Annotated in this window: 21 protein-coding genes; 8 read left to right on the top strand and 13 right to left on the bottom strand. The window is 61.3% G+C overall.

Features of this window, described 5'->3' with window-relative positions; translation table 11 throughout:
* Positions 1–67: 67 nt before the first annotated feature.
* Complete coding sequence (mgtA, locus tag AAAX75_RS03020) at positions 68–2,836, bottom strand: magnesium-translocating P-type ATPase (protein WP_349091056.1); 2,769 nt, start codon at positions 2,834–2,836, stop codon at positions 68–70.
* Between the two features lie 437 nt (positions 2,837–3,273).
* Between mgtA and pyrE the strand changes: the two genes are divergently transcribed.
* Positions 3,274–3,957 carry an orotate phosphoribosyltransferase gene (pyrE, locus tag AAAX75_RS03025; RefSeq protein ID WP_117848347.1) on the top strand — a complete coding sequence of 228 codons (684 nt, stop codon included), beginning with the start codon at positions 3,274–3,276 and terminating at the stop codon, positions 3,955–3,957.
* A gap of 357 nt (positions 3,958–4,314) precedes the next feature.
* Here pyrE and AAAX75_RS03030 read toward each other — a convergent pair whose 3' ends face one another.
* Positions 4,315–5,487 carry a Fic family protein gene (locus AAAX75_RS03030; protein ID WP_349091057.1) on the bottom strand — a complete coding sequence of 391 codons (1,173 nt, stop codon included), beginning with the start codon at positions 5,485–5,487 and terminating at the stop codon, positions 4,315–4,317.
* Between the two features lie 577 nt (positions 5,488–6,064).
* On the opposite strand from AAAX75_RS03030, the gene AAAX75_RS03035 reads away from it, so the two are divergent.
* Entirely contained in the window at positions 6,065–6,601 is a 537-nt protein-coding gene (locus tag AAAX75_RS03035; protein ID WP_195445966.1) for a PTS glucose transporter subunit IIA, read from the top strand.
* A gap of 236 nt (positions 6,602–6,837) precedes the next feature.
* Entirely contained in the window at positions 6,838–7,395 is a 558-nt protein-coding gene (locus AAAX75_RS03040) for a hypothetical protein (protein ID WP_035136614.1), read from the top strand.
* A 288-nt stretch (positions 7,396–7,683) separates the two neighbouring features.
* On the opposite strand, the gene AAAX75_RS03045 is transcribed toward AAAX75_RS03040, so the two are convergent.
* From AAAX75_RS03045 to trxA, 8 genes are all read right to left on the bottom strand, one after another.
* Positions 7,684–8,352, bottom strand: coding sequence for an HAD-IA family hydrolase (locus AAAX75_RS03045; RefSeq protein ID WP_195362162.1), 669 nt, complete (start codon positions 8,350–8,352; stop codon positions 7,684–7,686).
* 105 nt (positions 8,353–8,457) lie between these two features.
* The gene (hypE, locus tag AAAX75_RS03050; protein WP_035136616.1) at positions 8,458–9,492 is read right to left on the bottom strand and encodes a hydrogenase expression/formation protein HypE; all 1,035 of its coding nucleotides are present in this window, start codon (positions 9,490–9,492) and stop codon (positions 8,458–8,460) included.
* 48 nt (positions 9,493–9,540) lie between these two features.
* Positions 9,541–10,653 carry a hydrogenase formation protein HypD gene (hypD, locus tag AAAX75_RS03055; protein ID WP_226812470.1) on the bottom strand — a complete coding sequence of 371 codons (1,113 nt, stop codon included), beginning with the start codon at positions 10,651–10,653 and terminating at the stop codon, positions 9,541–9,543.
* Positions 10,653–10,913, bottom strand: a complete 261-nt coding sequence (locus AAAX75_RS03060) for a HypC/HybG/HupF family hydrogenase formation chaperone (protein ID WP_055310039.1) — start codon at positions 10,911–10,913, stop codon at positions 10,653–10,655. Before AAAX75_RS03060 ends, hypD begins: the two co-directional genes overlap by 1 nt.
* 131 nt (positions 10,914–11,044) lie before the next feature.
* Positions 11,045–13,516, bottom strand: coding sequence for a carbamoyltransferase HypF (gene hypF, locus AAAX75_RS03065; protein WP_349091058.1), 2,472 nt, complete (start codon positions 13,514–13,516; stop codon positions 11,045–11,047).
* A gap of 117 nt (positions 13,517–13,633) precedes the next feature.
* Entirely contained in the window at positions 13,634–14,146 is a 513-nt protein-coding gene (gene nikR, locus AAAX75_RS03070) for a nickel-responsive transcriptional regulator NikR (RefSeq protein ID WP_226812468.1), read from the bottom strand.
* A 1-nt stretch (position 14,147) separates the two neighbouring features.
* On the bottom strand, positions 14,148–14,396 hold the full coding sequence (locus tag AAAX75_RS03075; protein ID WP_006235225.1) for a hypothetical protein: 249 nt from the start codon (positions 14,394–14,396) through the stop codon (positions 14,148–14,150).
* A gap of 231 nt (positions 14,397–14,627) precedes the next feature.
* Positions 14,628–14,948, bottom strand: a complete 321-nt coding sequence (trxA, locus tag AAAX75_RS03080) for a thioredoxin (RefSeq protein ID WP_022093990.1) — start codon at positions 14,946–14,948, stop codon at positions 14,628–14,630.
* A 136-nt stretch (positions 14,949–15,084) separates the two neighbouring features.
* Here trxA and AAAX75_RS03085 point away from each other — a divergent pair, with 136 nt between their 5' ends.
* Positions 15,085–15,660, top strand: coding sequence for a hypothetical protein (locus AAAX75_RS03085; RefSeq protein WP_152067939.1), 576 nt, complete (start codon positions 15,085–15,087; stop codon positions 15,658–15,660).
* Positions 15,661–15,678: 18 nt separating this feature from the next.
* Here AAAX75_RS03085 and AAAX75_RS03090 read toward each other — a convergent pair whose 3' ends face one another.
* Together AAAX75_RS03090 and AAAX75_RS03095 are read right to left on the bottom strand one after the other, a co-directional pair.
* On the bottom strand, positions 15,679–16,956 hold the full coding sequence (locus AAAX75_RS03090; protein WP_349087524.1) for a GHKL domain-containing protein: 1,278 nt from the start codon (positions 16,954–16,956) through the stop codon (positions 15,679–15,681).
* Positions 16,956–17,678 carry a LytTR family DNA-binding domain-containing protein gene (locus AAAX75_RS03095; protein WP_349091060.1) on the bottom strand — a complete coding sequence of 241 codons (723 nt, stop codon included), beginning with the start codon at positions 17,676–17,678 and terminating at the stop codon, positions 16,956–16,958. Before AAAX75_RS03095 ends, AAAX75_RS03090 begins: the two co-directional genes overlap by 1 nt.
* Positions 17,679–17,970: 292 nt before the next feature.
* On the opposite strand from AAAX75_RS03095, the gene nadA reads away from it, so the two are divergent.
* Genes nadA through AAAX75_RS03115 form a run of 4 tightly spaced genes read left to right on the top strand, consistent with a single transcriptional unit; the run spans position 17,971 to position 21,837 of the window.
* Positions 17,971–18,996, top strand: coding sequence for a quinolinate synthase NadA (gene nadA, locus AAAX75_RS03100; RefSeq protein WP_117583639.1), 1,026 nt, complete (start codon positions 17,971–17,973; stop codon positions 18,994–18,996).
* A 55-nt stretch (positions 18,997–19,051) separates the two neighbouring features.
* Positions 19,052–20,428: an FAD-binding protein gene (locus AAAX75_RS03105; RefSeq protein ID WP_226812466.1), complete on the top strand. Its 1,377-nt coding sequence runs from the start codon at positions 19,052–19,054 to the stop codon at positions 20,426–20,428.
* A 3-nt stretch (positions 20,429–20,431) separates the two neighbouring features.
* Complete coding sequence (gene nadC, locus AAAX75_RS03110; protein ID WP_349091061.1) at positions 20,432–21,292, top strand: carboxylating nicotinate-nucleotide diphosphorylase; 861 nt, start codon at positions 20,432–20,434, stop codon at positions 21,290–21,292.
* Positions 21,292–21,837: a transcription repressor NadR gene (locus tag AAAX75_RS03115; RefSeq protein ID WP_316365645.1), complete on the top strand. Its 546-nt coding sequence runs from the start codon at positions 21,292–21,294 to the stop codon at positions 21,835–21,837. Before nadC ends, AAAX75_RS03115 begins: the two co-directional genes overlap by 1 nt.
* 201 nt (positions 21,838–22,038) lie before the next feature.
* Here AAAX75_RS03115 and AAAX75_RS03120 read toward each other — a convergent pair whose 3' ends face one another.
* Complete coding sequence (locus tag AAAX75_RS03120; RefSeq protein ID WP_006235216.1) at positions 22,039–22,224, bottom strand: 4Fe-4S binding protein; 186 nt, start codon at positions 22,222–22,224, stop codon at positions 22,039–22,041.
* Between the last annotated feature and the right edge of the window lie 286 nt (positions 22,225–22,510).

Raw genomic sequence — 22,510 nt, forward strand, 5'->3', positions numbered from 1 at the left:
AACGGCAGCGGCGTTGGCAGCTGTGGTAGTGGCAACGGCAGCTGGCAGGGTGTTTTCCGTCTACTTGCTACAGCAGCTCGCCGTGGCGGGCAATGTAGCGGCGCTTTGCCAGCTGGGTGAGCGCGATATAGGCGGTAACGATGCCAATGAGCAGCCCAAAAAAGCTCGTGGGCAGCGGCATGAGGCCGAGCGCATCGGCGATGGGGCTTGCCGGCAGCCAGGTGACGAGCGCCAGGCCCAGCACGGTAAGAACGCACAATGCGGGCGCGGCGTGGTCGCGCGGGCTCGGCAGATTCGGGGAGCGCAACATGTGGACCACGAGTGTCTGCGACCACATGGACTCGACAAACCAGCCGCTCTGGAAGAGCGCAGCAAAGGTCGCCATACCCGCGACGTCGCCCGCGGCGGCAAGCTCGGACCAGCTTGCGTCCACGGCGGCGGGGCACACGACAAAGAAGAGCGCGGCGAAGGTCACGATGTCAAACAGCGAGCTCACGGGGCCCAGCTCGAGCATAAAGCCCTTGATGGACGCGGCGTCCCAGGCACGCGGGCGGGCAGTCCAGGCGTCATCGACGGTGTCCCACGGCAGTGCGATGCACACGATCTCGTAGACCAGCGACAGCAGTACCAGCTGCAGGGCGCTCATGGGCAAAAACGGCAAGAACAGGCTCGCGACGGTCACGGACAGCACATTGCCAAAGTTGGAGCTCACCGTGGTCTTGAGGTACTTGAGCAGGTTGCCGTAAGTGCGGCGGCCTTCGATGATGCCGCGCTCGAGCACGCCCAGGTCCTTCTGAAGCAAGATGATATCGGCGGATTCCTTGGCAATATCGACGGCCGAATCGACCGAGATGCCGCAATCGCTCGCACGCGTGGCGGCGGCGTCGTTGATGCCGTCGCCCATAAAGCCCACGGTGTGGCCGAGCATCTCGCGCATGACACGTACCAGGCGCGCCTTCTGCAGCGGCGAGAGCTTGGCGAAGAGGTGGGTTTTCTCGGCGCGCTTGGCAAGTTCGGCGTCATCGAGCGCATCGATCTCGGAGCCGAGCAAGACGTTGCTCGCATCGATACCAATCTGCTCGCAGACGGTGGCGGCGACGCGGTCGTTGTCGCCGGTTAGGACCTTGACCGCCACGCCCTTGGCCTCGAGGGTGGCGACGGCGCCCGCGGCACTTGCTTTGGGCGGATCGAGGAAGGCCAAAAAGCCCATCAGCACCATGTCGCACTCGTCGGCGATGCCAAACTCGCCCACGCAGCGCGGATTGGTCTTCTGCGCCACGGCAATTACGCGTAGGCCCTCGGCGTTAAGTCCGGCGATCTGCTTGCGAATCTGGGCGAGCTTCTCGTCGGTGAGCGGCTGAGCGATGCCATCGATCTCGACAAAGGAGCAGATCTCGAGCATTTCCTCGGCAGCGCCCTTGGTAACCATCTGGGTTTTGCCTTGGGCGTCGGCGACAACTACGCTCAGGCGACGGCGCGAGAAATCGAAGGGAACCTCGTCGACCTTGGTGTAGCGGTCGCGCAGGCTCTGGCCCAGCATGGAATCGGGTGCGACGGTCGAGGGCGTCACATCGGCACGGTCGATTACGGCCAGGTCGATAAGATTTTTGAGGCCGGTCTGGAAGAAGCTGTTCAAAAACGCATGGCGCAGCACGCGCGCGTCCTCGTTGCCATCGGTGTTGAGGTAGCGCTCGAGCACGATGCGGTCTTCGGTGAGGGTGCCGGTCTTGTCGCAGCACAGGACGTCCATCGCTCCGAGGTTTTGAATCGCCGGCAGCTCCTTGACGATAACCTGGCGACGGGCGAGGTCCTTGGCGCCCTGCGACAGGCTCGTGGTCACGATGACGGGAAGCATCTGCGGCGTGATGCCCACGGCCACGCTCGTGGCGAACAGCAGCGCGTCGATGACGTTGCCCTTGGTGGCGGCGTTGATGGCAAAGACGGCCGGCGCCATAACGAGCATCAGGCGCACCAGCAGCATGGAGACGCTCGAGACGCCGCGGTCAAACGCGCTTTTTTCGCCGCGCCCGTTGAGCATCTTGGCGATGCCGCCCAGGTAGGTGTCCGAGCCGGTGGCAACGACAAGCGCCATGGCGGCGCCGTTTTGCACGGAGGTGCCGGTAAAGACGATGTTCTTGCAGGCAGAGAGTGGCAGTGCGGAGCCGTCGGCGCCCTCGACGACGGTGACGGCGGTGGTCTTCTCGACGGCCTCGCTCTCGCCGGTGAGTGCGGACTCGATCACAAACAGGTCGCGCGCGGTGATGATGCGGGCATCTGCCGGCACCATATCGCCGGCAGAGAGACGGATTACATCGCCGGGGACGAGCTCGTCGAAGGGGATCTCGATGCGCTCGCCGTCGCGCAGGGCGGTGCAAGTGTTGGAGACCAGGTCCTTGAGGGCCTCTGCCGCATTGCCGCTGCGGGCTTCCTGGATAAACTTCATGCCGCCCGATACCAGCAGCATGGTGCCGATGACGATGACCGTGGAGGGGTCGCGCTGCGGTTCGGGCACGGCGAGCACGTCGATGTAGAGCGAGACCAGTGCGAGCGCGGCGAGGATGCCGGCGAAGGGATCGATGAACGCGTCGGCGATGCGGCGGGCGAGCGTTTTGGTCGTTGCCTCGATGGTGTTGGGGCCGACGGCGTTCAGGCGCTCAGTTGCCTGCTCGACGGTGAGGCCGTTTGCCGTGGCGTCAAGCAGTACGAGGGCGTCCTCGGCACTATGGGTGGCGGCGAATATGGTGTTCTTGGACAGGCCGGTATGAGCGGCAGGGCGCGCCGTGCGGCGGCGCTTGGAGATGGCTTCGAGTACCGTGACGGTTTTGAGCATCAGCATAGGGTCCTCCTTGTTGAGGGGAGTTAGCGTACGTGTCGTATTTGCTTCAAAAAACCTAGATGTCGCTCACGTCAAGCTCTTGAGCCCACAAAGGGTGCAGCGCGCCTTTGCGGTGGTTTTGGCGATCTGCCGGTGGCGTTTATGCGTGTGCGGAGTCCTCGCGGCGTGCCGAGGGCGACATGCAGGTTTTTCGACTAGGACTGCCTTCCATGGCACACCTCCTAAAGGCTGAGCGCAGCGCACTTTGGGTATCTCGTACCCCTTTTTAATCCGCCCGTATTCTTGATGAGGGGGTTTGACATGTCAACCCCATTGTTCGGAAAACCATTCCCCCTGACAAAGCCTTTACAGAATGCCGTGGCCCCAAAGCGCGCCCGCATCGACGCTTCGCCTGCGCTAAACTGGAAGGCACGTACGCGATTACGAGAGGAGCCCGCATGGAGGCTTACAAGCAAGAGTTCATCAAGTTTATGGTCGAGTCCGACGTCCTTAAGTTCGGCAGCTTTACGCTCAAGAGCGGCCGTCAGTCCCCGTTCTTTATGAACGCCGGCGCTTACGTGACGGGCTATCAGCTCAAGAAGCTGGGCGAGTATTACGCCCAGGCCATCCACGATAACTTTGGCGACGACTTTGATGTGCTGTTTGGACCGGCCTACAAGGGTATTCCGCTGGCCGTCGTGACCGCCATTGCCTACCACGAGCTGTACGGCAAGGAGGTCAAGTACTGCTGCGACCGCAAGGAGGCCAAGGACCACGGTGCCGATAAGGGCAACCTGCTGGGTTATGAGCCCAAGGACGGCGACCGTGTGGTCATGGTCGAGGACGTTACCACCAGCGGCAAGTCCATCGACGAGACCTATCCCAAGGTCAAGGCTGCTGCCGATGTCGAGATCAAGGGCCTGATCGTGTCCCTCAACCGCATGGAGGTCGGCAAGGGCGGTGTGACCACCGCGCAGAAGGAGATCGAGGCCAAGTACGGTTTCCCCGTCGCGAGCATCGTCTCCATGGCCGAGGTCGTCGAGACCCTCTACAACCACGAGATCGACGGCAAGGTTGTCATCGACGACGAGCTCAAGACCGCCATCGACGCCTACTACGAGCAGTACGGAGCTCGGGAGTAGGTAGTTACGCGGGTTTACCAACCCGCGTAACGGCTCGACGCTGCGCGGGCCGCATTTGGACAATCTGACGTTCAACTTCAAGGGCGCGACCAGAAGGTCAGCGCCCTTTCGTTTCACGTCACCTTGTCTCAAATGCGACCCGCTCGCTGTCCGTTCTCTACCTGCGGCGTCGTCTTGCTCCGAATGCGGCTCGCTCGCTGTCGTTGCCGAAACATCGGCGTTGCCGGAGTAGTCATTGGGGACGTTCTTAAATGACTAGTCAGAAATGAGCGTGGATAATCTCTCGGTTTTGGCCTGTGTGCGGGCTCAAAGTGGGAGATTATCCGCGCTCGCTTTAATTTGCTTGGGCTGCGGTGCCTATCTAATCGGCTCGGCGTCTTCCCTGAGAATCGAAAGATACTCTTCATACCCGTACTGCCGGTATCTCTGTCTTGACTCGTCGAGCGGACGGAGGATACCCAATTCTTCAAATGATTTGACGAGCGAGCTCGCGGTACTCCTGCCGATATCGAGTTGGGCAGCGATGAATGCGGTGTCGACGATGGGGTGCTCTTCAAGAATGCCCAACAGCCTTTGCCCGTTTGCAGCGGTCCTTCCGAGATTTTCGGTAATGGTTGCTGTGGAACGGTTATGGAGGTCAACAAGGTTTTTTAAAGACCCTACCGAGTCCTTCGCACTCTCGAGAAGACTGTTGCAGAAAAACTCTATCCATTCCTCGTAAGTGCCTCTCTCCCTTACGGATGTGAGTTGCCGGTAGTACTCGCTTCGATTTTTCTTGAACTGGAACGATGGATAGAACAAGCAAGAATGAAGAACGCCATCATTGATGAGCATAAGTGTAATGAGAAGCCTGCTCAGGCGACCGTTTCCGTCTAGGAATGGATGGGCAGTTTCAAATTGGTAATGGACGAGCGCCGCCCGCACAATCGGATCCATTTCGACTTGAGGCTCATTGATAAAGCGTTCGAGGTCCTGGAGCGTGTTACTCAAATCTTCAATGTTTGGAGGGACAAACGATGCGGTTGCAATGGTGCAGCCTGAGGGGCCAATCCAGTTTTGTGAGGAGCGCAGCTCGCCTGGATTCTTCTCCGTTCCGCGCACTCCGTCCAGCAGGACCGCATGAACTTGCCTAAGAAGTCTCGTGCACAAGGGCATCTTTTTGAGCAGTTCTACGCCGCGGTCGACAGCGCGGACGTAATTCACGACGTCTGCGACATCTTTATGATGGAGTTGTGTTTGCGATGGACTAAGTAGGTCGTCAAACGTGCACTGGGTTCCTTCAATTTGCGAAGAAAGGAGTGCTTCTTTGCGCACGTACATTGTCAGATACATGTCGGCGTTGGGAACAAAGTAGAGCATGCCTTCAAGCTCTCCAAGCTTTCGTGAGCATGCGGAAAGCGTGCGATAGGTTTCCTCGGTGAGGTTTAGCTGCCTCAATGATTGCAAGGGCGTTGGAAAAAACGAATAGTAAGCCAATTTCCCCGATAGATTATTGCGGAGCGTTCCCTGGCCGTTCTCCTCGATTTGCATCGCGCCCTCCATATCTTTAGTGCCGGAAACTCGTTATTAGGCTAATCATATCAATTCTAATAACGAGTTTAAGGATTAAATAGTTATTAGAATTGATGTAAACAATCTAATGATGAGAAGTCGTTATTACTTGACCATGGAGCTCGGCTTGGTACAGGGGGGGGTTGTCCAAAATGAGAGCGGATAATCTCCCGTTTTTGGCTCGGTGACGGCCTCAAAGTGGGAGATTATCCACGTTCGCTAGTTAAGCGTCCAAAAATCCACACTCGCCAAACGTGCCAAAAAGGACAGGTTTATTTTGGCACGTTTCGGTCGGTGTCAGGAAGTGTTAGGGACAAGGCGGCGGCAGGACTCGAGAGCGAAAAGAAGTATCGGGTTTGGTGCGCCCGCTTCTGCCCGTCCCGTGCGCAGGCGATACTCGGCTTATCGACCTGCGATGCAAAGGAGATGCTCGTCCCACGAGCACTACCGGGAAGGGCTCGCGATTCGAGTCCCCACCTTAGCATTTGAACCATTTGGCACTATAATTACCGTAGGCATGCGCACAACGTTGCGCTTAATCAAGAGGAGAAAACGTATGGGTCTGTTTGACATGTTCAAGAAGAAGGCTGAGCCCGCGGCTGCCGCTGCTCCGGCCTCCATCTCTGCTTCTGCTGGCGCCGACGTGCTGTGCTCGCCCGTCAAGGGCAAGGTCATCAAGATGGCCGACGTGCCCGATCCCGTCTTTGGTGGCGAGGTTCTGGGCAAGGGCTGTGCCGTGTGGCCCGAGGACGATCTGGTCTACGCTCCCTGCGACGGTAAGGTGACCGTCACCATGGGTCACGCCGTGGGTCTGCAGTCCGATAGCGGCATCGAGGTTCTGGTGCACGTTGGCGTCGATACCGTCAACATGAACGGCGACGGCTTCGAGGGCTTCGTCAAGGCCGACGACGTCGTGAAGGCCGGCCAGCCCATCCTCAAGATCGACCGCGCCAAGATTGCTGCCGCCGGTTACAAGGACTGCGTCGTGGTGGCCGTGTCCAACACCGCCGAGTTTGCCGACGTCGAGCTCACCGTCGAGGCCGACTCTGCCGTCGCCGCCGGTGACGCCATCGTTAAGGTCGTCCGCAAGTAAACTGCGGCGTTCAAAGGATGTGCAAGGGTGGTCGGGTTTTCCGGCCACCTTTTTTATTGCATCGCGGGGAAGCGTTTTATTGTACGTTGGGCGGGCTTGCAAACCGTTCGGATGCTAAAACGAACCGACCACGCCTTCGCGTTGCCGAGGGTGTTCATAAGTGGATAGTATGGGCTTACTTATTACAACGTGTGCCGCGTCCGGGAAGCGCGGTGCCGCTCATTGGGAGGAACAACATGAAAAAGAAGCTGCTGCTTGCGCCCCTCATGGCCGTCTTGGTTGCATGCGTGGTCGTGCTTTCCGGCTGTGGAGGTCCTTCGGTTGAGGAGCTCATCACCGAGGATCTTACGACGCAGTTTGACGAGGTCAAGAACGGTGGCGACGACTTCCTCTCTGGTCTGGAGGAGGCTTCGGGCGACGAGTTCGAGCAGCTGGGTATCGATCCCAAGGAGTATGCCAAGACCTATCTCGAGGGCTTTGACTACAAGATCGGCGACGTGACGGTCGACGAGGACAAGGGCGTCGCGACCGCCGAGGTCTCTATCACCTGCAAGTCTATGAACAAGATCGTCGAGGACTTCTCCACCCAGTATCAGGAGAAGGTCGCTGCGCTTGACACGGTTCCTTCCGATGACGAGCTGTACAAGATGGCCGGTCAGGTTATGGTCGATGTGACCAAGGCCACCGAGCCCAGGAAGACCACGGTTATCTTCAAGTACACCTGCAACGACGACGGCGAGTGGTCTGCCGACGACTCCGTCAACTCCGAGATGATGGATGCAATGCTGAGCTAGTTCGTTGCGGCGTTTTACCAAACGCCGCAACTGCTCGACGTTGCGCGGGCACCAGAGCGACAACTTGTCATTCAAAGAGGACGGTATGACCAGAAGGTCTATGCCGTCCTCTTTTCATGCCAATTTGTTCGCTCTGGTGTCCGCTCGCTGTCCGTCCTCTACCTGCGGCGTTGCCATTGTTGGGGTAGTCGTTGGGGCGTTCTTGTCTGACTAGTCGTTTAAGAACGTCCCCAACGACTACTTTCCGCGCAACAGCATTGTCGCAGCTGCGTTAAGCAGTGTCGCTCGTTACTCGCCCAGGATTAGCGCTGCGAGCTCGCCCTGGGTGTCCACCACGTAGTCGGCGCCGGCGGCTTCCAGCTCTGCGCGGCCGCGGAAACCCCAGCTGACGCCCGCACTCTTAAGGCCGGCGTTGTGGCCGGTCAGGATATCGACATTGGAATCGCCTACGTAGAGCGTGGTCGCCGGGTCGGCGCCTAGCTCTTCCATCACATGCAGCGTGACGGGTGCTTCGGGCTTGGGCGGAAACGCATCGACACGGCCCTGCACCAGCGCAAAGCGCTCGGAACCAAAATACTTTTCGATAAGCGGAGCCGCCGAGACGTGGTCCTTGTTAGTGAGCACGGCAAGCTGAACGCCCGCGGCGCGCAAGCGGTCGAGCATCTCGATCGTGCCGGCATAGGGAGCGGTGTGGTCTTCCTTGTGCTCGCCGTAGTAAGCCCTAAACTCGGCAAGCGTCTGCTCAAACATGCGGCCGTCGCCTGCGTACTCGGCGGGCATAAAGCGCTCAACCAGCTTGAGCATGCCGTTTCCCACCTTGTAGCGGTACTCGTCAACGGCAAACGTGGGCCAGCCGTGCGCCTCGCAGGTATGGTTGCCGGCGGCCGCCAGGTCCTCGAGCGTGTTGAGAATGGTGCCGTCCAGGTCAAAGATCACATGGGAAAAAGCTGCTGCCATGGGTGCTCCTGCCGCTTGAGTTGTAAAACGCACCCCATGATACTGGGCATGCGTGCCGGGCATGTTTGGAATCTGAATATCTTTAATAGCCCTGAGCCTTTGTCGTTAGCAAATTCTCGGCAGCTGCTCTCCTACGAGCATGTCGAGGATGCGGGTCGAGCCCCAGCCGGTGCGCACGCGCACGGCGGGATGGGCGCCCTCGGCAAGTGGCAGCACGCGGCCGATGATGGCGGCATTCTCGCCGTAGCGGGCGGCGCGCATGGCGCTCAGCGCGGCATCGGCTTGCTCGGCCGGCACGACGGCAACCATCTTGCCCTCGTTTGCCACCTGCAGCACATCGTAGCCGAGCATCTCGCAGGCGGCCTGCACGTCGGGACGCACGGGCACGGCATCCTCGTCGATCTCCATGGCAACGCCGCTGGCCTGCGCAAACTCGTTGAGCGTCGAGGCCAGGCCACCGCGCGTGGGGTCGCGGAAGCAGCGTGTGTCGGGTGCTGCGGAAAGCACATCGGCAATCAGGTGGTTGAGCGGCGCGGCATCGCTTTCGATGGTGCTCGAAAACGCCAGACCCTCGCGTTGGCTCATGATAGCGATGCCGTGGTCGCCCAGTGTACCCGAGACCAGGATGACATCGCCGGGCTGGCAGTTTGCGCCGCTGAGCGCCACGCCCGCAGGCACCTCGCCCACGCCGGCGGTATTGATATAGACGCCGTCGGCCCCGCCGCGCTCGACCACCTTGGTGTCGCCCGTGATTATGGACACGCCCGCCTCGTGCGCCGTCTCGGCCATCGTCTGCACAATCTGGCGGAGCCTATCCATGGGATAGCCCTCTTCGAGGATAAAGCCGCACGACAGGTAGCGCACGTTGGCGCCCGAGGTCGCGACGTCGTTGACGGTTCCGCACACGGCGAGGCGGCCGATGTTGCCACCGGGGAAGAACTGCGGCGAGACTACAAAGCTGTCGGTCGACATGGCGATGCGCCCGCTCGCGGGCAGCGCGGCGACGCCGGCATCGTTGCCTTCGAGCAGCTCGGGCGACCCAAAGGCATCCAAAAAGACCTCATCGATGATGCGTTTCATCATCTGGCCGCCGGAGCCGTGGCCCAGCAGGACGGTGCTATCGGTAACGCTATGGGACATATCGAAAACTCCAATCGTGGGTGGTGCCGGTGTGCGGGTGTGCCCGGGCTAGTCGCGGTAGCGGTAGTACGCCGCGCAGCTGCCCTCGGAGCTCACCATGCACGGGCCGACGGGGTGCTCGGGCGTGCAGGTGCGGCCAAAGAGCGGGCAGCTGCTCGGCGCAATGGCCCCGCGCAGCACGTCGCCGCAGCGGCACCCGCGCGGCTCGACCGTCGCCTCAACGGGCACGTCAAAGCGAGCGCGGGCATCAAAGCGCGAGAACTCGGGGCGGATGGAAAGGCCCGAGTTGGCAATCAGCCCCAGCCCGCGCCATGTGGTATCGCACGGCTCAAACACCTGCTCGACCAGCTGGCGCGCCACGGGATTGCCGTCTGCGTTGACGCCACGGCGGTAGGCGTTGTCAATCGCGGGCTGCCCCTCAACAACCATCTGGACCAGCATGCAGATACCCTGCAAGATGTCGACCGGCTCAAATCCCGTTACCACGCCTGGAGTCTTAAACTCGTCGACCAAAAAGCCAAAGGGGGCCAAGCCCGTGATGGTGGCGACGTGGCCCGGCAGGATAAAGCCGTCGATGGTGGTCTCGGGGTCGTTGGCGATGGCGCGCAACGCCGGCGGCGTGGCCTTGTGGGCGCAATAGACCGAGAAGTTCAAAAGCCCGCGCGCCTCGGCCTCCAAGATGGCGGCGGCGATGGTGGGCGTCGTAGTCTCAAAGCCCACGCCCATAAAAATGACCGGGCGATCAGGGTTTTGCTCGGCAATGTCGAGCGCGTCGAGCGGGGAATAGACGATACGGATATCGCGCCCCGCCGCCTTTTGCGCAGCGAGCGAGGTGGATGATCCGGGCACGCGCATCATGTCGCCAAAGGTGGTGATGATGGCGCCGTCTATGTTGGCGAGCGCGATTGCGTGGTCGATGTCGCGGTTGGCGGTGACGCAGACGGGGCAGCCCGGGCCGCTCAGCAGCTTGAGCCCGGCCGGCATAATGGAGCGAAAGCCATAGCGCCCGATGCTCACGGTATGCGTGCCGCAGACTTCCATAAGGTTGATGGTGCGGTCGCCGACAAGCTCATGAATGCGCTCGATGAGCTCGCGAGCCAGCTTGGGATCGCGGAATGCCGAGAAATCGATACCGGAGCGCGCCGGCTGCTCGGGCGCCACTAGTAAGCCTCCGCCGGGTTGGTGGTCAGCTGGTCTTCTTCGACCAGCTCGGACATGGCATTAACAAGCTCGAGCGTTTCCTGTGCTTCCTGCTCGTCGACAATCTGGATGCCAAAGCCGGCGTGTACGAGAATATAGTCGCCAACCTGCGCCGTCGGCACGAGTCGCAGCGACACGGGGCGCTCGATGCCCATCATGTCGACGGTGGCCTTGAGGTCGTCGTCGCGTTTGACTACTTTACCGGGAACGGCAAGGCACATATTGTTCCCCTTTTATACGCTTTGCGCTGGACGGGCGCTCAATAATCCATCAGTTGATGGTAGCGCTCGCGGGCGCTGCGGGCAAACGCGCTACACCTGTGAGACGGCGGCTTGCGGGCTGGCCGAACAGCCTATTGTGGCGCGACCTGTGCGAGGCGAGTGCGTGCGACTGCTGCCTGACCGTAGGCGATGCAGCCGTCATTGACGGGTACGGTGTGGGGGACAAGGACAGTAAAGCCTGCGCTTTTGAGCTCGCGGGTGAGAAGCTGAAGCAGAAGTCGGTTCATGAACACGCCGCCCGAGAGCGCGACGGTGTCGATGCCCTCGTGCACGCAGATATCGCTGGCGATGCGCGCCGAGGAGCGCGCGACGGCGACATGGAAATCGAGTGCGAGCCTGTCGGCGGGCGCTCCGGCTTCAATTCCTCCCAAAAGTGCCTCAAAGAGCGCTTTCTGGTCCAGAACATAGGGGCCGTCCAGCCACGATGGGCCAGATGCGAAATAGCCGGCGTTGTCGTCGGGAAAATGGGCGATTTCGTTGTCGAGCGCGCGCCAGGCGGCGGCTTCGAGTTCTATGGCGGGTTCGCCCTCGTAGGTTGCCTTGTCGCAGATGCCCAGAATTGCTGCCGCGGCATCAAAGAGACGCCCCATGCTGCTGGTACGCGGGCTGTTGATGCCGCGCTCGATCATGGTGGCTGTCACACTGCGCGTTTGTTCGTCGAGGCTGTCCAAAAGCCGAGCGGCACCTGGGTGCTCGAGCAGGCCGAGCTCACTGAGCAGGGCAAAGGCGTTGCGGCGGGCGTCGCGCACGGAGGCCGCCCCGCCGGGGAGCGCCCAGGTGCGCAAATGCGCGGCGCGTTCAAAGCCGCCAAGGCTGGCAACAAGAAACTCGCCGCCCCAAATGGTCCCATCGGTGCCGGCGCCGGTGCCGTCAAAGGCGATGCCAAGGACGCGCGCGTCGGTTGTAAGCTGGCCCGCGGCGATGGCCTCGGCCATTACGCTCGCGATATGCGCATGATGGTGCTGCACCTCGACGAGCGGCAGATTGCATTTTCGCGCCTGCTCGCGCGCCCACTGGCCCGATAGATAGCTGGGGTGTACATCGCAGGCCAAGGCGGCGGGCGCCAAATCAAAGAGATCTTCCAAGCGCGTGCGCGCGGCGTTCCAGGCATCGAAGGTCCCGCCGTTTTCAACATCGCCGATATGCTGCGACACAAAACAGGGCGCCTCGCCGTTCGTCCCTTCACGTGTGAGCGCAATCGTGGCCTTTTGTTGTGGCCCGCAGGCGAGCACGCAGGACGGAGCGCCGTCGAGCGCCGGCAACGGCAGCGGCTGGGGTGCATATCCCCGAGCGCGGCGCACGGGCATAACGGCGCCGTCGACCATGCGCACCACGGAATCGTCATAGCGCGAGAGAATCGCGCGGTCGTTACCGAGCAACGCGTCGGCGATGCCGGCGGCAACGAGGTGTTCCCAGGCAAGGTCGTCGTCGGTCTCGATGGGTTCTTCGCTCAGGTTTCCGCTGGTCATGACGAGCGCGTGCATACCGCAGACTTCTGCCGCGGCAAGCAACAGATGTTGAAGCGGCGTATAGGGGAGCATGACGCCGAGCTCGGGCAGGTCGTGCGCGACAGATGGCGCGAGGGCGAGGATGTCGGGGGAACCGTCGTTGTCCTCGCTAACAGTGCGCCGGCGCAGCAGCACGATGGGGCGGATACTGCCGGCGAGCAGATCGCGTTCAGCATCGTCGATATGACACAGGCGCTCGGTATCAGCAAGACTACGTACCATGACGGCAAGTGGTTTGTTGCTGCGGCGTTTGCGACGGCGCAACTCGGCCACCGCCTGCTCGTTGGCAGCGTCACAGGCTAGATGGAATCCGCCCAGGCCCTTGATGGCGACGATGCCACCGCTGGCCAGCAGCTCAACGCAGCGCTCGATGATAGCGTCGCTGGCCTCGCGTGTGGTGCCGACGGCCGGTGTCGCGGACGAATTCCCGCACGCATTGCCGTTTACAGCCTCGCGCCACGTAATATGCGGCCCGCAATCAAAGCAGGCATCGGGCTGCGCGTGAAAACGCCGGTCGAGTGGGTCGACATACTCCGCAGCGCACTTGGGACACATGGGAAAACAATCCATCGACGTGGCCGCTCGGTCATAAGGCAGCGATCGGATGATGGTAAAGCGTGGGCCGCAGTTAGTGCAGTTGATAAAGGGGTAGTGATAGCGTCGGTCGGCGGGATCGAACAACTCGCGCAGGCAATCGTCACAGGTGGCGATATCGGGCGAGACGAGCGTCGTGTGCGCGGTCTGGTCCTGCGACGCCACAATGTGAAAGCCCTGCTCATCGGCAGCGCTCCAGCCGCCAGGCTCCAAATCCGCAATATCGACTCGCTCAACGCGAGCTGCCGCAGGCGCATGCTCAGAAAGCGCGGCAACAAAAGCATCGAGCGCATCGGCCAAAGCGTGCGCCTCGATATGCACGCCGTCGCCCGCATTGAGCACCCATCCACAAATGCCATGTGCCATGGCCTCGCGATACACAAACGGTCGCATGCCAACGCCCTGCACAATGCCCGTCACATGAATATGCACATGCCGCATGCGACACCCCTCATCAAAACCGACCAAAAAGGGACAGGTTTATTTTGGTAGGTAAAACTTCTAAACCTGCCAAAACAAACCTGTCCCTATTTGGCAGGTGCGCTGCGGGAAATCCCGCTACAGCCCCAGGCTCTGCTTGGTGGCGGCGCACGTGAGCTCGCCGTGCTTAACGCCGCGCAGGCCCAGCAGGCGGTCGGCTAGTTCGTAGACGCGCTCGCCGCGACCCTTGAGTGCCAGGATTTCCAAGCAGTTGTGGTGATCCAAATGCACGTGCATCGTCGATACGATCTCGTCGGTGTAGTCGTGCTGCACCTCGTCCAGGCGGCGCGTCAGATCGCCGGTGTGATGGTCGTAGATCATGGTGAGCGACCCGATAACGTGCTCATCGGGCGTGCGCATCTGCTCTTTGGCGATCGAGGCGCGAATCAAATCGCGCACGGCCTCGGAGCGGTTGGCCACGTCGCCGCGGCGCGCGATCTGCTCGTCAAAACGGCGCAGCAGGTCGTCGGGTGCGGTAACCGAAAAACGGACCAGCTCGGAGCCGGAGCCACTACAGTGGCAGCCCGCGTCACCGTCCGCCCCGTGCGGATGCTCGTGCTCGTACTCGCAACAGTGCTCGTGTTCGGCCACCTTACACCAGCTTCACGGAGCCGACGGAGTTGTGGTCGGCCTCGATGGCTTCCTCGTAGCCCTCGAGCGCGTCATGCGCCTCGTGGAGCGCGGCCATGGCGGCCTCGAGCTTGGCGCCGATGCGCTCCATGTCAAAATTCTCGGTCGCATGCAGCAGCTGATGGCTCCACTCGTGAGCGAGCTCGATGGTGTCGTCGACCTGCTTGACGCTCATGGCAAGCTGGCTCATGTTCATTCCAACATCATGCATGGGAAATCTCCTTTTGTATGGGGCAGTTCAGTGGTTCAGATTTTACTACGCCCGCTCTGCGCGCAGCTGCATAAGAAAACGGGTACGAGTCTGTGCGACCCGCACCCGTTCACTGGGGGCTGTTTGTGACTACCATACTATCCGTGGTTGCACTCGGTGCATTCAGAAGTCCGGCGAGCGGCGTAAAAGCGCTCATGGACGGCAGGCAGACGGCAACATGTAACAAGCGTATTACAGATGCTTCTCCAGCAGCGCCTGCAGCCTCGCCTTGGGCAGAGCGCCAACCGAGCGGTCAATCTCCTCGCCGTTCTTAAACACAATCAGCGTGGGGATGCTCATGACGCCATACTTCATGGCCAGGTCCTGGTTGTCGTCGACGTTGCATTTGGCAACGGCAAGCTTGCCCGCCAGCTCATCGGCAACCTCGTCAACGATGGGCGAGAGGGATCGACAGGGCCCGCACCACGGTGCCCAAAAATCGACCAGCACGGGCAGGCTGTCGTTAACGATGGAATCGAAGTTCTCGGGGGTAATCTGATTAATGTCAGCCATGGTGACCTCCATAATGCGACGCGGCTCGGCCGCGTAAAACTCAGTACGACCGTGCTTATACCCAGCCGCCCGCAAAGCAACCACTCGCGGGCGGCTCTTTTATATAATGGTGGGCACGCAAACGATTGGAGAGCGCATGCCCACGTCACAAAGCCAGAAAAAAGAAGCCATCGCCCAGGCGACCGAGCAGGAGCTCGCATCGCTCGCGGTCCGTGGCGTGCGTATTGCGGGCAACGCGTGCTCGCCGATCGTGCTGGTCAAAGGCGATTTGGACGAGGCCGAGCGTTCGGGTGGCGAGCTTGCCGCCGGCCCGGATGGCGCGGCGTTGCGCAAGGCGCTTGGGGCCATCGGCTACGCGCCCGAGGATTTTTGCGTGCTGGCAAGCGTCGCCGGCGTGGGTGACGGGGCGGTCGCGACAGGCGAGGGCCTACCGTGCGAGCTGTTCCGCGAGGCGCTCGAGGCCTTGGACCCCGAGGCGGTCTTGCTGCTGGACGATCGCGCGGCCGATACCATGCGCGAGACCTATGCCGACATGCTTGTGGCAATCGACGACTTCGATACCGCTATGCTCAAGCCCGGCTTGGTCGCCCATGTGCAGGGCCGCCGCGTGCTCGCGCTCGACGGCTTTGAGGCGGCACTCACTGACAAAGCCGCCAAGCAGCGCATGTGGGCATACATCAAGCAGCTGACCCCGGCAGCCGCTCCGCTGTAGCGAGGCTGGCGGCAGCCCCTACATCACGGCGCGCAGCTCAAACCGATCGCCGTTAATGCGGAACTGACAGTTGCCGTTCATGCGCTCCACGGCAAGTTTGATGCTCTTGGTGCCAAAGCCGTGGCCCGCATGCCGGGTCACGGGCATGCCGTCGACCATGCGCGGCGCGCGGTCAAACGTGTTGGAAACTAACAGCAGCAGCTGGCCGTCCTCTAATCGCAGGTCAAAGTCGACGAATCGCTTTCCCTGGGGCGCGGCGCTCGCGGCGGTGATAGCGTTTTCCAAGGCATTTGAGAGCACGCTAAACAGGTCGGCGTCACCTACGTGGATGGTTTCGGGTACGGCGGCGCGCAGGTTGGCGGTAATGCCGTTTCTATTGATATCCGAGTTAAATGACGAAAGCGCGATGTTTACGGTCTCGTTGGCGCAGAAGCGGCGTACGGCGGTGCGATCGCCGGCTTCGCAGAGTTCATCGATGCGTTTGAGCGCCTCGTCGGTGTGGCCCTCCTCAATTAAAGCGGCCAGGCCGCGTAGGAAGTGGCGCATATCGTGGCGAAGAATCGACAGCTCGCGCCCAGATTGACGCCAAGCCTCGAGCTCTTTGATGGCGGCGCTGTCGCGGGTTTCGAGCATCCAGCGCTCTCGCTCGGCGGTTTCCTTTTCTTCGTATTCGCGCAGGTAAACGGCAAGAAACATAAGATAGAAGGCACAGAGCGCAAATGCCAAAAACTCAACCGTTACCACCGAGCCCGAGTGGAACAGCGTGGTGTAGACGTTGGTGGCATAGTCAAAGACGTAATAGACGAGCGGCAGGATTAAAAGGATGCCCAGCTCGGTGGTGCTTTTAATCGCCAAGCGTGGACCGATGTCGCCGGCCCAATGCAACAGGACGGCAAAGACGGCGAGTGTGGTCGCGATGCGCGCCAGATAGTACGCGATCTGCGAATCGGTTGCGGCAAAGGCGGCGATGCCCATCCAATTGCTGAACTGGCAGCTCAGATAAGCACTCGTAATGCCGAGCGCGGCAAGCAGCGGGCTCAGGCGGTAGCGCGCACACAGGTAGACGATAAGCGGCAGGTGCACGGCAAGTGGATAAACCTGTCGGGCAAATAGTTCGCCGCCAACGACATTGGCGATCGAAAAGGCAGCGCCGGTCACGATGCCGACCAACACCAGTTCAAGCGCATGACGCCGGTTGATCTCGACACCGCACAGCGCCGCCGAGGCAAAGACGCCAAAGAGCAGCGTCGTGGCGTGGTGGATTGCCCAAAGGACCATTTCGACCGAGGAGACCATCAGTGTCTCCCACCCTCAAGGCGCACCGCAAAGTAGGCGTCTTGGAATCCCTGCTTGCAACTGCGCGAAAGCGGGATGCACGCGCCCGAGCGCATGACGATGTCCGTGCGGTCAAAGTGATCGATATTGCGCAGGTTGACCTGGTAGCTGCGGTGGCATTTAAAGAAGACCGCGTTTTGCTCCAAGCGGTCCTCGACGCTGCGGAACGACTCGAGTGCCTCGATATCGCGTCCGTCGCGCAGGTGGAAGACCACGTGCTTGTTGCGCGCCTCGGCATATTCGATGTCGGACAGGCGCAGGGCGTGGTAGCCAAAGGAAGTTTTGATCACGAGCTCGTCGGTTGCCGCCGGGCGCATGCTCGAAAGCTCGTCGAGTAACTGCGCCAGGCGTTCGTAAGTCACTGGCTTGAGCAGATAGTCGAAGGCGCGGACCTCGTAGGATTCCAGCGCGAACTCGGGCGACGAGGTGAGGAACACCAGGCGCACGGCGGTGTCGGCCTGGCGCAGTTCGCGTGCGGTGTCCATGCCGTTGACGAGCGGCATGATCATGTCGAGCAGAATGATGTCGGCGCGCGATGCGGCATGGCGGGCCAGCAGGTCCTCGCCGCGTGTGACGAGCGCAACATCGACCGCCGTGCCCGTCTCGGTCGACCAACGGTCGATCATCCGGTGCAGTCTATCTAGAAAAGTGACATCATCGTCGCAGGCAATAATCTTGAGCATTCGGCCCCCTTAAGTAGTTCGATTTTGCCACATCGGGTACGCGCCGCTTGCGGGGGTGCGGACCGTTTGCGCCCCACGGCGTGCAACTCGCGCCAAGCGGTATTGCGGTGGCGAAAGATGCCTCCTGCGCCATCGAGAGCTCAGCTATCCTCAGCTTGCCAGTTCGAATATGGACCTGCCACATGATTGAATCTTTATTTCAACTTTACACCTAGGTTTACAGCTGTCTTGTCAGCTGTAAACCTAGGTGTCATACTAAAGCCCCAAGATTCGCCAAAAGAGAGGGGCCTTGATGGCACAGAGCGCGAACATGGATGCGTCGGAGCTTGCACGCGATATCGCGGCCGGCTTGGCATCGGCAACGACGGCAACGGAGCGTGCGGCACTGGTGCCCGCAGAGCTCGTCGAGGCCATTCAGCAACTAAAAACCCAACGTGACGCGGTGATCCTGGCGCACTATTACGTGGCGCCCGAGGTCCAAGCCGTTGCCGATTACGTCGGCGATAGCTTCTACCTGGCAAAGCTCGCCAAGAGCCTGCCGCAGCAGACCATCGTGTTGTGCGGCGTGGAGTTTATGGGCGAGAGCGCCAAGCTGCTCAATCCCACTAAGACCGTGCTGCTGCCCGAGCCGGGCGCGGACTGTCCCATGGCGCACATGGTCAAGCGCGAGACGGTCGACGCGGCGCGCGCCGAGTACGGCGACGACCTGGCTGTCGTCTGCTACGTCAACTCCACGGTCGAGATCAAGAGCTGGAGCGACGTGTGCGTCACCAGCTCCAACGCCGTCAAGATCGTGTCCGAGCTGCCGCAGCAGCATATCCTGTTCATTCCCGACCAAAACCTCGGTCGCTTCGTAGCCGAGCAGGTGCCGCAAAAGCACGTCATCCTCAACAACGGCTACTGCCCGCGCCATCACATCATCACCGTCGAGCAGATCGTCGACGCGACGGAGGCCCACCCCGACGCGCTCGTGCTGGCGCACCCCGAGTGCAAGGCCGACGTTCTGGCCGAGGCCGACTACATCGGCTCCACCGCCGGCATCATCAAGTATGCCGAGGAGTCCGACGCGAGTGAGTTCATTATCGTGACGGTCCGCGGCGTGCTCTACGAGCTCGAGCGCCGCTGCCAGGGCACCGGCAAGAAGTTCTATTTCCCCGCGGTGCAGCCCACCTGCGTCAACATGGATCTCATCACGCTCGAAAAGCTCGTGCGCTGCCTGGAGACGGGCGAGGGCGAGGTGCAGATCGGCGTGTCGGACGAGGCTGCCGACCAGGCCAAGCTCACGCTCGACCGTATGCTCGAGTACGCAGCACGCTAGAACAATGTTGCATGAGGGGCGGTCCCTTATGTCACATTCAAGGGAGAGGATTCCTGTGGAAACCAAGCAATACCCCGATATGGAGTGCGACGTCGTCATTGCCGGCTGCGGCGTGGCGGGTCTGTACGCGGCCCTCAATCTGCCGACGAGCACGCGCGTGATCATGCTCTCCAAGGGCGCGGTCGATGAGTGCGATTCGATGCTCGCGCAGGGCGGCATCTGCGTGCTGCCCGAAGGCTCGGACTACGATGCCTTCTTTGAGGACACCATGCACGCCGGCCACTACGAGAACCGCCGCGAGAGCGTCGACATCATGATTCGCTCGAGCCGCTCGGTCATCAACGACCTGCTAGCGATGGGCGTGGATTTTGAGCGCAAGGCCGACGGCAGCCTCAATTTTACCCGCGAGGGCGCGCACAGCCGTCCGCGCATTGCCTTCCATGCCGACATTACGGGCAAGGAGATCACGACCAAGCTGCTCCAGGCCGTTCGCAAGCTGGACAACGTGCAGATTTTGGAGCACGTGGCCATGACCGACATCCTGACCGCCGAGCGCGATGACGCCACGGTGTGCACCGGCGTCGTCGCCGTAGCCGTGGACGAGGACAACTCGGTTCGCCCCGCCGACGAGCTGGCAAATGCCGCTGAGGGCGTGCATGCCGGTAAGCCGTTTAAGATCCATGCCCGCCACACGCTGTGGGCGACGGGCGGCATTGGCGGCGTCTACGACCACTCGACTAACTACCCGCAGCTCACGGGCGACGCCTGCTACATCGCTCAGGAGCATGGCATTAAGATGGAGCACCTGGACTACGTGCAGATCCATCCCACGGGTCTGTTCTCGCCGCAGCCGGGTCGCACGTTCCTGATCAGCGAGAGCTGCCGCGGCGAGGGCGCGATTTTGCTCAACGCCGCCGGCGAGCGTTTTACCGACGAGTTGCAGCCGCGCGACGTTGTCGCCGCCGCCATCCGCGAGCAGATGAAGCAGGATGACACCGAGCACGAGTGGCTGAGCTTTGCCCCCGTCGAGCGCGACGTGGTGACCGGGCACTTCGCCAACATCCGCGCGCGCTGCCTGGAGGACGGTCGCGACATCCTGGATGAGCCCATTCCCGTTACGCCGACGCAGCACTACTTTATGGGCGGCGTGTGGGTCGACAAGGACGGCCGCACCTCGATGCCCGAGCTCTACGCCGCGGGCGAGACGGCCTGCAACGGCGTTCACGGCAAGAACCGCCTTGCTTCAAACAGCCTGCTCGAGGCGCTGGTCTGGGGTCGTCGCGCCGCGTGGTATATGCGTACCGGCGAGTCGCTGGCCGTGGAGCAGGCGGGCGATCCCGCGCTTGATGGCCGTCATCGCGCCCTGGGCGCCGACCCTCTGGCAATCGATGATTTGGCCCGTGCCGCCGGCACGCAGGCCGTGGAGGAGTAGACCATGAATCCCATTACCATGAAGCTCGTCGTCGATGATCTGATTCTGCAAGCTCTGCGCGAGGACATTACGTTTGAGGACGTGAGCACGGCGAGCGTGTGCCCCACGGCGCGTCCCGCCACGGTGGAGCTTATCGCCAAAGCCGATGGCATCATTGCCGGCCTGGATGTGTTCGCTCGCACCTTTGAGCTGCTGGATTCGCAGAGCTCCGTGTTGTTCGATGTCTCGGATGGCGACGAGGTGCATGCCGGCGATCACGTGGGCCAGGTGCGCGGCGACGCGCGCGTGTTGCTTTCGGGCGAGCGCGTGGCGCTCAACTACCTGCAGCGCATGAGCGGCATCGCTACTTACACGCATCGGATGGCGGCTGCGCTCGAGGGCACCAAGACCGTGCTTGTCGACACGCGCAAGACCACGCCGGGCATGCGCGTCTTCGAGAAGGCCGCGGTCGAGATCGGCGGCGGCAGCAACCACCGTTACAACCTGTCGACGGCTGTCATGCTCAAGGACAACCACATCGACGCCGTCGGCGGCGTGACGCGTGCGATCGAGATGGCGCGCGCCCATGCATCGTTTACCGCGACGGTCGAGATCGAGTGCGAGAACTTGGACATGGTGCGCGAGGCTGTGGAGGCCGGCGCCGACATCATCATGTTCGACAACATGACCCACGACGATATGGCTGCCGCGATTGAGCTTATCGCCGGCCGCGCCAAGACCGAGTGCTCGGGCAATGTGGATGCCAGCAATATCCGCGCCCTGGCCGATCTGGGCGTCGACTTTATTAGCTCGGGCGCGCTGACACACTCCGCCCCGATTCTCGACCTCTCGCTTAAGCACCTGCGCCTGCTGGACGGTAAATAATGGACGCCCGTGAGCGTCGCCGTGCCATCATGGCCGTGCTCGAGGGAGCCAAGGGACCCGTATCGGGCAGCGCGCTTGCCCGCGAGGTGGGTGTGAGCCGCCAGATTGTCGTGCAAGACATCGCTCTGCTGCGCGCCGACGGGCACGATATCGTGGCGACCAACCGTGGTTATGTGCTGCAGGAGGCCCCCAGCAGCCCCGCCGTGCCCACGCGCTTGGTCAAGGTTCGCCACAGCGTGGAGCAGGCAGGCGATGAGCTCACGAGTATCGTCGACGCCGGCGGCGCCGTGCTCAACGTGATTGTCAATCACCGCGTGTACGGTAAGATTACGGCCGACCTGGACATCCGCAATCGTCGCGATGTCGAGCGCTATCTGCGCGATATCGAGAGCGGCAAGAGCTTTCCGCTGCTAACGGTGACGAGCGGCTATCACTTCCATCGCATTGCGGCGGAGGACGAACAGACCCTCGACGAGATCGAGGCGATGCTCAAGGAAAAAGGCTACCTAGCAGACCTGATGCCCTACGAAGACGATTTGTCCTAGTCGACGCCGCATCTATAAGTTGCGGTGAAATAGTTCCTAAAATCGGCATCTAAGCCATAAAACAGGAACTATTCCACCGCAACTGCCAAGGGTCCCGCTCCAAATTAGCTGCCCACACATGCAAAAGGAGGCCTCCGCGGCGATGCGGAGGCCTCCTTTTTTGTGCACGGTGTACTTTTGAGTGTGCAGGTGGGGGAGTTGTTACTCCTCGACGATCTCGGTGATCGCGCCAGCGGGGCAAGCGTCCTGGCAAGCGCCACAGGCGACGCAGGAGTCCTCGTCAGCGACGGTAGCGACGTCCTGGAGCTCCAGGACGCCAGCGGGGCAGGAGTCGACGCAAACGCCACAAGCGATGCACTCGTCGGCATCAATTACGGGATGAGCCATGGTAGTTTCCTCTCTGTTGACCGACGCTACAGGCGATGCGCGCCGGTTTGATTCGGGCAAAAACATACCACGGGAGCGACCGTTTGCAATACCCTCTGACCGGCATCTTCATACCGTTCGCCGAGTATGCCAAGGTTTACTAAAAAACACGCAGGTGGGGCCGTTGAGCTGCGTAAATGTTAGCTAAAGGTGACTTGAAATATAGGGCGATTGAGCGTGCTTGCGGAAACCGCATCCCATTATTTTGTCGAAAAACGGGTTGCAGTTTCCGGTTAGGCCCGCTAGC

It is taken from the genome of Collinsella sp. CLA-ER-H7 (genome assembly GCF_040092345.1).
Lineage (GTDB): Bacteria > Actinomycetota > Coriobacteriia > Coriobacteriales > Coriobacteriaceae > Collinsella.